At 56.4% G+C, this 14,233-nt stretch carries 10 protein-coding genes and 2 pseudogenes; 4 read left to right on the top strand and 8 right to left on the bottom strand.

Annotation, left to right across the window (positions count from 1 at the left end):
• The first annotated feature begins 282 nt into the window (after window positions 1-282).
• Window positions 283-810 (top strand): helix-turn-helix transcriptional regulator, encoded by a 528-nt coding sequence (locus tag ACW9H9_RS10030; protein ID WP_330758417.1) that lies wholly within the window; start codon window positions 283-285, stop codon window positions 808-810.
• 2 nt (window positions 811-812) lie between these two features.
• On the opposite strand, the gene hrpB is transcribed toward ACW9H9_RS10030, so the two are convergent.
• The 6 genes and pseudogenes from hrpB to ACW9H9_RS10000 all read right to left on the bottom strand — a co-directional run bounded on the left by hrpB (window position 813) and on the right by ACW9H9_RS10000 (window position 9,904).
• Window positions 813-3,335 (bottom strand): ATP-dependent helicase HrpB, encoded by a 2,523-nt coding sequence (hrpB, locus tag ACW9H9_RS10025; RefSeq protein ID WP_457342986.1) that lies wholly within the window; start codon window positions 3,333-3,335, stop codon window positions 813-815.
• A 321-nt stretch (window positions 3,336-3,656) separates the two neighbouring features.
• Window positions 3,657-4,358, bottom strand: a complete 702-nt coding sequence (locus ACW9H9_RS10020) for a hypothetical protein (RefSeq protein WP_330758348.1) — start codon at window positions 4,356-4,358, stop codon at window positions 3,657-3,659.
• Window positions 4,359-4,431: 73 nt separating this feature from the next.
• On the bottom strand, window positions 4,432-5,739 hold the full coding sequence (locus ACW9H9_RS10015; RefSeq protein WP_330758347.1) for a DUF6602 domain-containing protein: 1,308 nt from the start codon (window positions 5,737-5,739) through the stop codon (window positions 4,432-4,434).
• Between the two features lie 129 nt (window positions 5,740-5,868).
• Window positions 5,869-7,107 (bottom strand): 3'-5' exonuclease, encoded by a 1,239-nt coding sequence (locus ACW9H9_RS10010; protein ID WP_457342990.1) that lies wholly within the window; start codon window positions 7,105-7,107, stop codon window positions 5,869-5,871.
• A 174-nt stretch (window positions 7,108-7,281) separates the two neighbouring features.
• A pseudogene (locus ACW9H9_RS10005) lies at window positions 7,282-8,973 on the bottom strand (UvrD-helicase domain-containing protein); the annotation flags it as partial.
• Between the two features lie 193 nt (window positions 8,974-9,166).
• Entirely contained in the window at window positions 9,167-9,904 is a 738-nt protein-coding gene (locus ACW9H9_RS10000) for a hypothetical protein (RefSeq protein WP_330758345.1), read from the bottom strand.
• Window positions 9,905-10,342: 438 nt separating this feature from the next.
• On the opposite strand from ACW9H9_RS10000, the gene ACW9H9_RS09995 reads away from it, so the two are divergent.
• Complete coding sequence (locus ACW9H9_RS09995; protein WP_330758344.1) at window positions 10,343-11,383, top strand: taurine catabolism dioxygenase TauD; 1,041 nt, start codon at window positions 10,343-10,345, stop codon at window positions 11,381-11,383.
• Between the two features lie 133 nt (window positions 11,384-11,516).
• Here the strand turns inward: ACW9H9_RS09995 and ACW9H9_RS09990 are convergent, their stop codons facing one another.
• Entirely contained in the window at window positions 11,517-12,185 is a 669-nt protein-coding gene (locus ACW9H9_RS09990) for a DUF4365 domain-containing protein (RefSeq protein ID WP_457342985.1), read from the bottom strand.
• 286 nt (window positions 12,186-12,471) lie between these two features.
• Window positions 12,472-12,852, bottom strand: a pseudogene (locus ACW9H9_RS09985) (DEAD/DEAH box helicase); the annotation flags it as partial.
• Window positions 12,853-12,983: 131 nt separating this feature from the next.
• Here ACW9H9_RS09985 and ACW9H9_RS09980 point away from each other — a divergent pair.
• Together ACW9H9_RS09980 and ACW9H9_RS09975 are read left to right on the top strand one after the other, a co-directional pair.
• Window positions 12,984-13,673 carry a YoaK family protein gene (locus ACW9H9_RS09980; RefSeq protein ID WP_457342984.1) on the top strand — a complete coding sequence of 230 codons (690 nt, stop codon included), beginning with the start codon at window positions 12,984-12,986 and terminating at the stop codon, window positions 13,671-13,673.
• A 134-nt stretch (window positions 13,674-13,807) separates the two neighbouring features.
• Window positions 13,808-14,227 (top strand): polyribonucleotide nucleotidyltransferase, encoded by a 420-nt coding sequence (locus tag ACW9H9_RS09975; RefSeq protein WP_457342983.1) that lies wholly within the window; start codon window positions 13,808-13,810, stop codon window positions 14,225-14,227.
• The last annotated feature ends 6 nt before the right edge of the window (window positions 14,228-14,233 follow it).

Raw genomic sequence — 14,233 nt, 5'->3', positions numbered from 1 at the left:
ACTATCTTGGCCAATTTGGAGGGCTGTCAGCAGAGGGTGCTGGCCGGACGGTTACAATAAACATGATGCTGATTTCCTCGTTCGCGGTGCTGCAGTTCGAAAGGCGGCGCGCCAAATTCGCAAGCAACCTACCTCAGCGATAATTCCTATAAATTGACAAATCTGGACTAAAACCGCTGCTGACGACGGAGCCCAACCATCGGCTCGAGTGCAATGCGGCCGTAGCCACTCACCTGCAATTCACAATGACGCACTATATTGCATGGATAGGAATTGATCAATGTGGCCTTATCCTTCCCTTTACGGGAAGCATCCATGCCTTCGCGATCAACGCTGGCAGCGATCCTACGCTCGATCAGAACTGCTCGAGGGCTGTCTCAAGAGCAATTAGGTGGCGCAGTGGAAGCGCGGCATTTGCACAATGTCGAGCACGCGAAGTCCAACATCACACTCGACATGCTCGAGCGCATCAGCGCGCGACTGGATGTCGATCCCATTGCTTTATTGGCGATGGCATCCATTTACGAGCGCCAAGAATCTCTCACTTCGTTCAATGCCCGTCTGCTGGCAGAGATGAAAAAGCTTGAAGCGCTAGGGGTTCTCTCTGGTTTACCGAGCCATTTTGAAGGCGGTGATTTAGTAACAGGCAAAGCCGGCAAACGCCCGATACCGGTAGAGAGAATTCAGGCCGTGCTTGCCTGCAAAGCTGAAGGAATGACGCAGAAGCAGACATCTTTGAAACTAGGGATGGCTGCTTCAACCGTTCATAAAATTTGGCATTCAGATTCTGGATCCGCCGCCAGTCAATGAGTCTAAGTACCTCGCGGCTTAGCTCTAGCTGTAGCTTCTGCAATCAAGGGGTCGTCAGGCCAAAAATGCTTTGGGTATCTCCCCTTAAGGTCTTTCTTCACTTCGTCGTACGTCGACTTCCAGAAGTTTGCTAAGTCCTGGGTGACTTGCACAGGACGTCGCGCTGGCGATAACAAATGGAGCTTGAGTACCTGCCGTCCGTTAGCAATTCGCGGCGTGTCTGCAAGGCCAAACAACTCCTGGAGTCTCACAGCCAATATGGGAGGCCGCTCGCTGTAGTCGATTCGAATGTTCGATCCAGAAGGCACACCAATCGTCTGAGGTGCCTGTGCCTCGAGTTGCTGCGCCAACGGCCACGGCAAAAGTGTGCGCAGAATTGATGGTAGATCGACCTGCCCAAAGTGGCTGAGCCTAGTTACCTTCGTGATGTAGGGGGCAAGCCACTCCCCTAGAGACTCCAGAAGCACTTGGTCACGAAGATCTGGCCAATCACTTGTGCTCCCCTTCTCCAAATCCAGATCCCGCAGAAGCGCTACACGCGCTTGCCACTGGCGCAACTCTGGAGTCCAAGGTAAGAGCTCAATCCCCTTGCGCCGGATGTAATTGATCAACGCCTGGACGCGAGCTTCTTCATCAAGGTTTGCCAGAGGCGCAGAGGAAAGAACCAACTCCCCGACTTTCAACTGCCGCTCCGCTCTAAGCACGCCTTCTCGCTCATCCCAATCCAGCTCATCCACCTGACGGACTTGCTCCTTAAGAACGGATTTGAACAGCCCCTCATCGAAGTCCGCCGCCAAATAAATACGCTCTTCACGTTGGCCTTGGCGACTACCTAGATCAGCGATCACCAACCATGAATGCTTCATCAGCACATCGCTTTCGGTAAACATGGCTGCACGGCCATTGGCGAGACGATACTCAGCACCACCAGGGCGACGTTGTTGAGCGACACGGTCGGGGTATGCTAGGGCCAATAGAGCGCCCACCCACCGAGGGTGCTCAGGATCAGTCACCGGATTGACAATGGGGCCGCGCAGATAAGAACGGTATTGCTTGGCAAGCTGCCTAGCACGTTGCGCACCGCCTTGCTCGGAACGCTCGGCACGCTGCTCTCCAGAGACGATTGCAAGGCGACTGTGGATATCCGCACCGGCGCCACGCAGGATATCACGCTCCCCCAGTAGAGCGGCGATATCGCATGCAAGATGTCCAAGGCCGAAAGCATGACCTCGCAGAAGCAGATGGGCTATGCGCGGATGCGCAGGCAATTCCGCCATATCTTGCCCATGCTTCGTGAGCCTCCAATCATGACCCAGAGCCCCCAAGCGAACTAGAAGGTCACAAGCTTGGGAGTAGGCAGCGGCGGGCGGAACATCCAACCATTTGAGATCAGTGGGCTGCACACCCCATCTGGACAGCTGCAGAGCTAATCCAGCAAGATCGGCCTGCTGTATCTCTGGAGTACCATAGCCTGGCAGTTGATCATGCTGGGTCTCTGACCACAGGCGATAACAAACACCAGGCTCGAGTCGACCGGCACGGCCCGCTCGTTGAGTCGCGCTCGCTTTCGATATCCGCTGTGTGTCCAGTCTGGTCATCCCGCTGCGCGGGTCGAACCTAGGCACACGCTCGAGTCCCGAGTCGATTACTACTCGAACACCTTCGATAGTCACGCTGGTCTCAGCGATGTTGGTAGCCAGCACAACCTTTCGCTTTCCTGCAGGAGGTGGATCAATCGCAGCTCGTTGTGCACTCAGCTCGAGCTCCCCATGCAAAGGGCACAGCAACACGTCTTCTCGATCACCCAAGCGATCTTTCAGTGTCTGATGTACTCGTCGTATTTCGGCCTGACCAGGTAGAAAAACCAAGATACTTCCACCTTGGTCTTCCAGAGAATCCAAGCATGTCGAAACCACGCGCTGATCAAGATAATCGCCTGATTGATACGGAGCTCCCCAGATCGTCATGACCGGGTACATACGGCCTTCACTGGTGACGATGGGGGCGTCGTCGAGCAACCGAGAGAGCCGCTCTCCCTCCAGAGTTGCAGACATCAGCAACACTTTGAGAGAGACATCGTCTCGTAGCATCTCGCGACCATTGAGCGTCAGCGCCAAGGCCAAATCTGCATCAAGATTGCGAAGATGAAATTCATCGAAGATGACCAGGCCCACGCCTTCAAGTGACGGATCTTCTTGCAGCCTGCGAGCAAGAATTCCTTCGGTCACGACCTCGATACGAGTTTTCGACCCTACCTTACTCTCAAGCCGAATACGGTAACCCACCGTTTCGCCCACCCGCTCACCAAGCTCAGCTGCCATTCGCTCAGCAGCCGCTCGTGCAGCGAGTCGTCGAGGTTCAAGCATCACAATGGTCTGACCTTCCAGCCATGACTCGCCAAGAAGAGCAAGCGGCACTCGAGTAGTTTTACCCGCTCCAGGAGGCGCTTGTAGAACGACCTCATTTCGATCATTCAACGCGTTGAGAAGGGCCGGTAAGGCGGCATCGATTGGCAACGTACTCATGCTGACTCCGAACTGTAGGCCGCCAGTATAAGGTGGTCAGGGAGTACGATGCTTCAGTGTTCAAGGGGGCCTGCTCACGCGCTTCATTTACCTGGATCTCGGTGGTGCTAATAACCTACTGACGATGTAGCCCTAGCACCTAACACTGCCCCGGTATATGGCTGGCATGAGTAAACTTCGACATCAGAATTCGGCTGCACTGATTCACGCTCCGGGCAGCCACTGGGGCAGAGCAGCCTTCGTCCGTAGGCTCACGGCGAAACACCCAAATTCGGTTAGCCCACGCGTAGTTTAAGGCTCGGGCAGCATCGAGAGCCCTAGCTAAGCAGGCTGCCAGAAATTACAGCTGAAGTTGTTCAGCCCTCCGCCATGTTGACTTTGCCGAACTACAAATGATTTGGGGATGTCGATACCATCGCCACCATTCCGGAAAAACTCCCTCATGGAACACAGCGCCTGCATCTTCAAATATTCCCATTCACGGTACAGCTTGTCTTGCTGATCACTCGCCGCTTTGGCGGCGCTGGGCTTACGTTTCGACAACAACTGGACATAGTCAGGAACGGGCGAGTAGTCGTAGGTAAAAGTAGTTTGCCCATCTGCCCACTCTGCAGTCGGCGAAGACCGCCAGCGGTAGCGAACACTGACCGCTAGCCGTTTGCTGAAGTGAAAAGGCGCCAGGATCTGATCATCGATGTAAAACAGCAGCCCATCATTTTGTTCTGTTTCGACTCGACTTTTCATTTGCTGCACGGCATGAACCAGATCGTTCCCAGCGCGCAAGACATCAGTCCTGGTTTGTTCTCGCTTGGCGTGGGCCTTCGCTTTGTTGTGTGCAGCCATTGCTCGCTCGAACGCATGAAGCTCGGAGGCAACGTAGTCACCGCACTCTCTGAGGCCAAGCTCGCAAATCGGAGCGACCTGCTCCTCTCTTAGACACTTGTCTAACGCCGCCTGCAGGGATCTGGTGTCGACAGCACTGATTGCGCGCTGCTGATCGTGAGGCAAGTTTATGTAGCTCATACAAAGAGCTGTCCTTGTCATGTCATCTTTAACGATAGGAAGCCAGAAGTAGTTGGCCCCTACGCACTTTGGGCTAATCTGCGCAGTCTTTAATAGATATTGCAGTGGCAACGTTGTGCTTACTCAGCCATTTCTCAAACCGTTGTCCGGCATTGTCTCCACAATAGAACTCGCCCCCTACCTTCGCTACAACCCAATGGCCCGCGCAGATGCAAAACACGTCATCGGTTTGCAGAACAATCCGGGTCGCAAAAAGTGTGCGCATTGATTCGCGAATGTCCTCAATCTCATGTTCATCCATGAAACCGACGAGCTTTTCAGATCCAGCGAGTTGGGGCCCTTGCTGATCAAGTAATTTAAGAAACTCCTTCTCGGCAGTTGAGATCTTCAACGGAGCCCAGATACGCTGCTGAGGGTCTTGCTTTGGGATTGGTGCGTCGATGTATTGGTGAATCCAGCCTTGAGCCGCCCCTGGGCGCGCCATCGGCTTGCTGACCATTAGCGGGAACGAGGGCTCTTCTCCTTGATCGTCGCCCCTATCCAACTCTATACCAAGCATAAGCTCTACTCGGTCGTACAGGAGCTCTAGGATCAGCAGCATCGGATCCACACTGCTGGAGCCAAGCCAGCACCACTCCTCGGACTCTTCGTTCCAGATTCCTTTGTAAGGCATGCCATTGAGCTTGATGACGGAATACCCTTCACTGATCATCAGATTCGGCATATTGATGACGCCATAGCCTTCAACTTCTTCGTTGTCGCGATACAGGTTGTATAGAGCGTCGCGCAGACCTTTCTCGGTTTTGTAGCCGTTGTAGCCAATGGCGATACGTAAAGGGGTCAGCCTGTCCCTGACCAGGCTGTGGTAAACCACGCGCTGATTGAACGTGAGCTTGGCATTTTCCTCATAGTGACAAGGCCATTCACCGAAGAGGGAGAGAAACTCCTGGGCAGGCCTGCGGGTACTGAACTCCAGGGTGCCTTGCGCCTCCCGACGCTGATAATCCCGCTTGGACAACTGGAATACCTCCTCAAGCTGCCCATATGCTTTGTTAAGTCCCGTGCTATAGAGCGTCTTCTTTACTTCGAATACGGCCACCACCTGTTCCATCGGATAGGAGAAATGTGGAGTGCAGGGAAACGGTGTCCCCTCTCCGACCACCACCATGCAGTCAATCTGCTCCGACTCCTCGTCCCCCGACGTGATGACCCCAGAAACTACTTTTACTCCATAACGGGAAAGGTCAACTTTCTCTAAAAGCTCGATCGTCAGCCCTTCGTACATGCTACCCGTCAGCGTTGATTGCTTTGATCGGTGACCGTTCAGCAGCGCAATTTTCTGGTCATAGAGCTTACGAAGAATCTCAGCGAGGACTTTCATTACTTTTTTTACTCCCTGTACTAACCCAACGAGGAAAACACCAGATGAACAAACCCGAGGAGGAAAACCCTGGAACCCCAGATAACTGCGACGCCAACAACAAACTACTGGAAGCCATTGGCCAAGCACTCATGGCCTCTGGGCACAAATGGTCGAATACGCGCATCGGTTGCAGTGCTTTCCTCGACTGGCAGAGCGTTCGCCCGCCCGCAACGTCGATATCGCTTTGAACACGCTCGTACTACTCGCCCTGGCGGAGGGAACCGCGCTTTCAGAGTGTCCGGTGACTAGGGAGTGGATGGACATGCTATTGCAGCGACTGCCGCCGAGGTTTTCCAAAATGGGTCGTACATTTCTGGAAACCTCTGATAGTCCGATGCCTGTGCGTAGCCAGACCAAAGCTCCGCTAGTGTCACGAAGCATCCAGGGCATGGTTATGATCTGCCCATTCACGCTGGCCGTAGTTTCGGGGACATACTGTGCAATACCGGGCTGCAACGAGGTGCCGCGAGTGAAGGCGATCCATGCATGCTCCGACAGCATCTTGTCCTCAGAATAGCTCGGCAACGGCTTCTCGCTCCACGCCTGCAGGAAGGCCTCATCTGGCTTCATTTGATCACGGTAGACATACTCAAGCCCCGCTAGCACTGATCGACGGGCTCGGATCGAGACGTCCAACTCCTGCTCTGCCGGAAGGTTCAGTTCGTGCGCGTAGTGGTACTGGAGGGAGCAGGACATGAAACCGTCGAGTTCCGAGTAGCTGATCGTGGCGGGCGCCGTCATTGGAACACGAGCCAATGGCGGCGCGGCCATCAACGCATTGGCGGTTCCACGAGTCGGAGTGAGGATCGATGGATCACACAGGGGGGTGGGGATCTTCGATGCATCTGTACCGCAATAGACATTGAGCCGGTCTTTCGCCCTTGAAACGCCTACGTACAGCAGATTGTTACGCTCGATGGCCTCGCCCTCAGCCCTCATCTGGGGCGTACTGTTGAGCGCCTCAGGGGGAAGCAACAGGGCTTGGCGATCATCATCAAACCGTGGAGGAGCATCGGCACCAAACCGGGACTTCTCGACGTTGGCCATGTGCACCACGTCGAATTCGAGCCCCTTGCTCCCGTGAACCGTCATGAGCCTAACCGCGTCAATCGCAGCGGCCTCGGGCGGCAATGAGCGCTCTACCGAGCGTTGGCCGATATACCGTCGGAAATCTTCCCTGCCCAGAAACTTGGACAGCGTTGCCTGGCTACCGGCCCCATCACTGTTGCGCACTCCGTAGAGGAATTGCCACAGGGCTAGACGCTGAATCTGCGCAGTCGGAGACTGGTCAGTAAGTGAGCCCAGTCCGAAACCCTTTTCAAACATCAGGTCACACACGAAGGCCCAAGGTCGGGAACTGCGCGTCGACGTGTCCAGCAACGCATTCAACGTCTGGATGACCTGCTGCCCCCTGGGCGACAGCCCCGGCACTGGTTGCTTCAACCAGCGTCCACGCTGGTACTCGAAGCCCAGCTTGGACAGGTTCGTGAGTACGGTGATGTCCGAAGCCGGCATGCTGAGATCGCTGTGCCGGAGCAAGCCCAGGAGCGCGCTTGGCGTGCGCTGGGTCAGGAGTTGCATCAGGCACATGAACTCTTTGACTTCGGCCCGTTGGCTCAACTCGCCGATGTGAAGCACAGGGATCCCGGCCCGCTCGATGTCTTGAGCCAGTTTGTCCAACTGGACGTTGGTGGAGCTGATGATGCCTTGGCTGCCGTAGGAGTGGCCGGCCACCCGACATCGCCCTATCTGAGCAACGATCATGCTGCTTTGCGCGTCTTTCGCCGTTTGGATTAAGGCCGGCATGACCCCACTCTCAGAGCGAGAAGGTGAGACAGGATCGAGGGGCATGAGGGGCTGCAGTACGTGGTCGGTGCCAGCACTTTCGACGGCGCGCAGAATTTCAGGCGAGCTACGGCGGTTGATGTCCAGACTGTACCGCCTGATCGACGCTGCTTGGCCTCTTGCGACGTACGCTTCATCGAACTTGAGCAGACTCTGGATCGATGCGCCGCGCCAATGGTGAATAGCCTGGCGAATGTCACCGACCACCCACAGATGGCGCTGGAGCGACCCGATCTTCTTAACGAATTCGACCATGACATGGTTGACGTCCTAGTACTCGTCCACGAGTACATGGTCGTACTGCTCAAGGAAGGCGGCCAGAGACGGACGATCGTCACGAGCTCTCATGGTGGGACGAACCAATAGATCTGGGTAGTCGACCCAACCCTCCCGGCGCAAGGCAGCCTCATAGGCCTTGTACAGGGTGATGATATCGTTGCGCTCCAGCGCAATATCCGGCTCGACGGGTGGCAGTGTTTGAACAATTGCCGCGTAGTCGTCAGGGAAGACCAGCTCCTCCTTCAGCCGGTGAATGATCTTCAAGACGTCAGGGAGCCAGTCGTACGGGTTCTGCAGCCTGAAGAAATGTTTGAGCTCCAAAGTTGGCAGCTCGTTGACCATCATCCTGACCTGCTGCAGCAGATCTGCGACCTTGATCTGAGGAGTCAGCTCAAAGAGGTGATGATGCTTTCGCAACAGCTCCAATCCGAATGAGTGGAACGTACCAGCCCAGATATGGGAGGCATTCGGGACATTGGCCGCTGTCAGTCGCTCGACAAGCTCCTGCGCTGCACGGTTGGTGAATGTCATGACCAGGATTTTACTGGCAGGCACGCCACTGGAGATCAGGTGGGCCACGCGGTGCACTAGGGTCGTGGTTTTACCCGTACCTGGCCCCGCTACGACATTGACGTATTTTTCCGGTGCCTGAGCGGCAAGGCGCTGAGCATCGCTGGGAGGGTGCGTCGGAGCGGGAAGTACTGGGGGAACGTCCGGGAGCAACAACGCATCAGCCAGTTGCTGGCGCACGACCTCCAGAGGCAGCCGAAAGTGGGTGGCGATTTGCCGGGAACGCCATCCGTTTGACCACAAAGCCTTTGCCACTGACCTAGGCAACAGCAGCTCCCGCGCAAAGACATTGGCCTGAAGCTCTTGGCGCTCCCACGCCCCATACCCATCAACCACGGCAGAACCGGACGTTTGCCCTGCCTCGCTAGAGATAAATGACGTTGAAGTGGTTCCAGGGGGCGGCTTTGGGGAATCGAGATACCAGTGGCCGAGCTCATGGGCCAACAGATAGGCCCGCTCCTCCAGCCGGACATCGTTACGAATCAGGATCGTCTTCATCCATGGTTGGATGAGAGCGTCCCCTCCTCCCAGCGCATAGTCATCCGGTTCGACCCAATCAATCGCCAGCCCCAGAGTGCTTTCAGCCACTGCAAGTAGTTGCTCGCTGGTAGGGTAGTCATTGCCGCACGCGGCGATGAGCTTCGCCCGTGCATTCATTGCTTCGATTCGCGCACGGTCGAAAGGATTCATCTCAGTCCCCTATTGCCAAAAGCTTGGCTTCCTCATCACGAGGTAGCTTCAGAGCCTTTACCGCCTCCTCCCATGGAACAGGCTCCGTGAGCACACGAGGCTGGCCGTTTGGAGCTTTATACGAAGGCCTTGGCATCTGCCTAAAATTGAGGCCTACCGCCTGGGTCACGGCCTCCCTTGAAACCGCGAAGTACTCGGCGATCTTGCTAAGCAATGCGCCGGGCGCTCGTACAACACCTCCCAGCACCTCGTTGACCAATCGACGCTTGCCATGCAGCCCCAGATAGTCGGCCAGCTCGCCAGCTTGCGGGCCTACAAGCCCAGCAATTGCAACGCGAGCGCGCTCAACTTCCACCGTTACGCATACAGCTGCACCTTGGGCCTGCAAGCAATGCGAGAGCTCCTCGGCTAAAAAGCCGCCAACGATCTGTGAAGCCGAACGGCCGTACTCTTTGGCGGTCAACTTGAGCTCAAGGCTAAGCTTACGGTCGAGCCTGGCCATCCATTGATAGGACTCACCGCTGTAGCTCGCCACTTTTTGCTCATAGCCGTCGAGAACCTTCCTCCCGCTACGCTCCTCGATGGCGTCCTCAAAACGGTCATAGCCGCTTTCGACCAACTCACGTACGAGAACCGAAAACTTCTTGTTCTGCCCCACAGCGAGCTCCCTGAGCGTTTCGTGCATCGATACAGGTACGTAAACGCCGACCGTCTGCAGAGTGCCCTTGGTGCTGGTCACGGGCGCTGATCGCGGCGCCTGAGATGCTCGAGGCAGAGCGGGTTCATAATGACTACGCATAGACACCTCCTTTGGCGACACATCCTGGACAGATGGGACACTCAATGGTTCTGCCGCAGAAGCCACGAGTGGAGGAACGACGAGGTTAGACGAGAGTTCCGCCATGACCTTCCTGGCGAGCAGGTCTGGGGAAGGTGCCTGCACCTGAAGCAGGTGGCCGTCAGGCAATGCGACCGTGCACTGATGAGCTCCTGCCACTACCTGAAAATCCCCCGTTGCAGACACCCACGCAAGGTAATCTGCCCATGCTCTGAGCGGGGAAGACGTCAAATTGACATTACGTTTCATGGTAGACTTTGGCCATCGTGTAGGAAGCAATGACACGCCGCTAGGCGTTCGTATATCATCTTTATATCACTTGAGCTTGCAGGGACACAATTGATCGACGCTCATTTTTCCAGGGCTATCCATGGCTCAGTCAGCCGTTGGATGCACGATAATCCGCTCGAATATTGCCTCTCTGCGCTCGACAATCCTGTGGAGCTCGGTGCAAGCCTGTTGCCGGCGATTGAGTTGGCGCTGGAAAACGTCGACGTGACACTGGCAGATATCCAACGCCATGCTTGGATGAATCCCCTGATTCATTTGAAGGAAGTGTTCGATATCCATGAGCTGCCAGAAACGCCAACTGCCTTCATTCCTGTACCTGACGTAGCCACCACGGTAACGGCGCGGGCTTGTGCGGTGGCCTGCCTTGCTGCGCTTAACTCGGACACCATCTCCTATGGTTCCGAAAATGAGGGGCATCTGTTTGTAAATCTGGTCGTTCTGCCAGGTGATGATGATTTTGCGGACAAGTCCAAGGCCGACATGCGTGGCCATACCGATGGGGTTACATTCCCGATTCGCGGTCAATTGCATGAGTTTGACGAGCGCGTTGCGCCGTCGCCAGATTTCGTTTGCCTGAGCGGCCTTCGCAATCCCGATGAGGTCACAACAACGATCATGCCCCTGTCGGCTGTTTTACAACAGTTGACTTATGACGAGATCAACGAGCTGACAAAACCTCAGTACGTAATTCGTCCGCAGAAAACCTTCAAGCGTGGACTGCGCAAACTGTTCGGCAAGGACAGCCCCTTAGTGGACGCGATGGCAGGTATTCAGCTGCTTTTCGAAGGCGATGATGGGTACTGGATCCGGTACAGCCACAGTGCTGCGGACACTGACTATGATTCCGAATTGGCTACCCAGGCCGTCACACGGTTCGAGCAAGCCTGTTCTGAATGCTCCACCTCGGTTGTCATCTCCCCAGGTGATCTACTGATCGTAAACAATCGCGTCGGTCTACATGGCCGTGGCATGGTAGGCGGCGAAGCAGGTGGCGAATCCCGGTGGCTACTGCGCACCTATGGGCTGGATACCCGGAGCCTGACCCCAGATCAACGCTATGAAGGAAGCGCATTTAAGCTCTTCCCTTGATCCCTGTTATCCATTGCGTACGAATGCCAATCGGCGGTTGGGCCGCGACGGTGCATGCGCTCACAAGGACACGATCTTTCAATAGCGAGGCTCACACGCCCTTGCCCATTTGATTTCAGTCATGTGGCAGTCATCAGCCTCCGTTAACAATGCAGGCAAAGTCATGCTCAGCGCCGGTTTGGGCGCGAGCCACATTCAGGCTGATCGCCCTTAGTGCGCCGTATCCTACCGCGCTCATGCGCCAAGGAAAGTGGGCCACTATCTGTTCGATTTGAGCTATCAGCAGTTTAAGCTTTCTGCATTCGTCACGAGTTTTGTCGATACCGTCGTAGTCATAGTGATGAATGTTTCCTTCAAACCGCTTGGCTTTATCCATCAGCTCAAGCAACAGCGGCTCAAGCTGCTTCGATCCTTCGGGAATCACCAAGCGCTCCAAGGCGGCCTTACTGACGACAGTCAGCTCGTCCTTTGACAGGTCAAAGACTACCTTCTTCGACGCTCCCGAGGTCGAGTAGGCATCACTAGCTGTGATTTGCTTCCAGTACACCTTCTCGGTTGAGAGGTCGACGGCACATACGATTACGGGCAAGCAGAATCGCTTCCAATACTGAATATGACGGTCGTCGACGTAGACCGCATACGCTGGGCCCTTCATCTCGCTGAAGCTTTTGACCTGGATCTTGATGATATCGCCGTCCGAGGTACCGTCTGCTCGCAATACTTCCGTCTCGCCATCTACACCAATATCAACACCGTACAGACGGCATGGCCAGCCAAACAATTTGGTGAAGGTGTACGCCATCAGGTACTCCCCGGCGTCACCATGCCTACTGCGTTTTGGATACTCCAAGTACGGCTCCTAAGCTCGGTTACATTCAAAAATTGAAGGGTCTAATCACCCCGCCTCGGCATGGCCACAGGTGTTTCTGTCGTGATCGACTTGTACCACCTACTGGGAGTGGGATCCGGTACCGCACTGAGGTTGGTCAGGGCGAAGGGGATAAGTGTCCTGGAAGTGGTCTGAGGCGCTAGGGAAATGCCCTAAGGTTTGACAAAATTAAAGGGTATTTCGGTGTAAATGGCAAAACGTGGAACTCGTCAAAAATCAACAACCCCACACCCTCCAGCGCCGGGTCGTCCTGCAAGCGGCGGGTGAGGATGCCTTCGGTGACCACTTCGATGCGCGTGCGGGGGCCCACTTTGCTGTCCAGCCGGATGCGGTAGCCGACGGTTTCTCCGACTTTCTCGCCCAACTCGCTGGCCAGGCGCTCGGCCGCGGCTCGGGCGGCGAGGCGGCGGGGTTCGAGCATGAGGATGGTTTGCCCGGTCAGCCAAGGCTCGTTCAACAGCGCGAGCGGCACGCGGGTGGTCTTGCCCGCGCCGGGCGGGGCTTCAAGCACGGCTTCGTGGCGTGAAGACAGGGCTTCGCGCAACGCCGGTAACACACAATCAATGGGCAACGAACTCATGGCAATCCTCGGCTGGCGGGCGATTATAGCGGCTAAACACCGTCAATCTGTCCGTTTGGCTGAAGCCGTTGTCCGGCCGATCACTGGGCGTGCGACTACGCTGGCACTTCAATCATTTGGAGTACCGGTTTATGCAAGGCATCGCCCGCCAGGTTGCCCCCGCCTTGAGCCTCAATGGAGGCTTTGTCGATACAGTCGGTTTTCTGGCCTTGCAAGGCCTGTTTACCGCGCACGTCACCGGAAACTTCGTGACGCTGGGCGTGAGCATTGTTCACGGCACGTCGGGGATTGTAGGCAAGCTGCTGGCCCTGCCGGTGTTCTGCCTGGTGGTGGGGCTCACTCACCTGGCCGCCACCCTGATCCACAAACGCAACCTGGCCTCGCTGCACCTGTTGATGACCGCGCATGTGTTGCTGTTGGCGGCGTTCGGGGCGCTGGCCGTGTACTTTGGCCCCTTCGGCGACGCCGACTCAGGCGCTGCGCTGTTCACCGGCATGACCGGCGTGGCGGCCATGGCCATGCAGAATGCCCTGTCCCGCCAGCATTTGAAGGCGGCGCCGCCCACCACGCTGATGACCGGCAACGTGACGCAACTGGCCATCGATCTGTTCAGCCTGTTCACCGAACGGGAGGCCGCCGAGCGCCAAGCGATCCGCGCCCGCATGACCCCCTTTATCAACAACCTGGTGGGGTTCTCGGCGGGCTGCATCGGCGCGGCATTGCTTTATCGTGTGGCCGGGCTGTGGTGCCTGGTGGTGCCCGTGCTCGTCGCCGCCTGGGTCTGTAAAAAATCCTACGCACTGGCGGCGGACCGCGCCTGACCCGGCGGCAATCAATTGAGACTGGCTCCAAAGCAGAGCGGCAGGTATAAGGGCGAACGGGCGGACGTCGAAGGTGGTCCTACACCGGATCGCCTTCGCGTATCGCCCCTTTCAACTGCGTTCAGGAGAGTTCCATGCGTATTGCTTCCCGTGTTATCGGCGGTGTCTTGACCTTCACGCTGCTGAGCCAATTGACCGCCTGCGGCTCGATTTTCTACCCCGACCGCCGTGGCCAGATCGACGGCAAGATCGACCCGGCCATTGCCGTGCTCGACGCCATCGGCCTGTTGTTCTACGTGATCCCGGGCCTGATTGCCTTTGGTGTGGACTTTGCCACTGGCGCGATCTACTTCGAGCCGGGCAAGACGGCCCAGGTCGACCCGCAAAAACTGCAACAAGCCATCGGCGCCGACGGCAAGGTGGATAACGCCAAGCTGCAAACCATCATTCAAAAAGAAACCGGCCGCAGCCTGCCGCTGGACGACCCGCGCATGATCCAGTTCAAGGGCAGCGTGCAACAACTCGCCAGCCTGGGCCTCAAACCCGCCGCTTAAGGACAC

It is taken from the genome of Pseudomonas sp. SDO5215_S409 (assembly GCF_054071325.1).
This window is presented reverse-complemented; position numbering and strand designations above follow the sequence as displayed.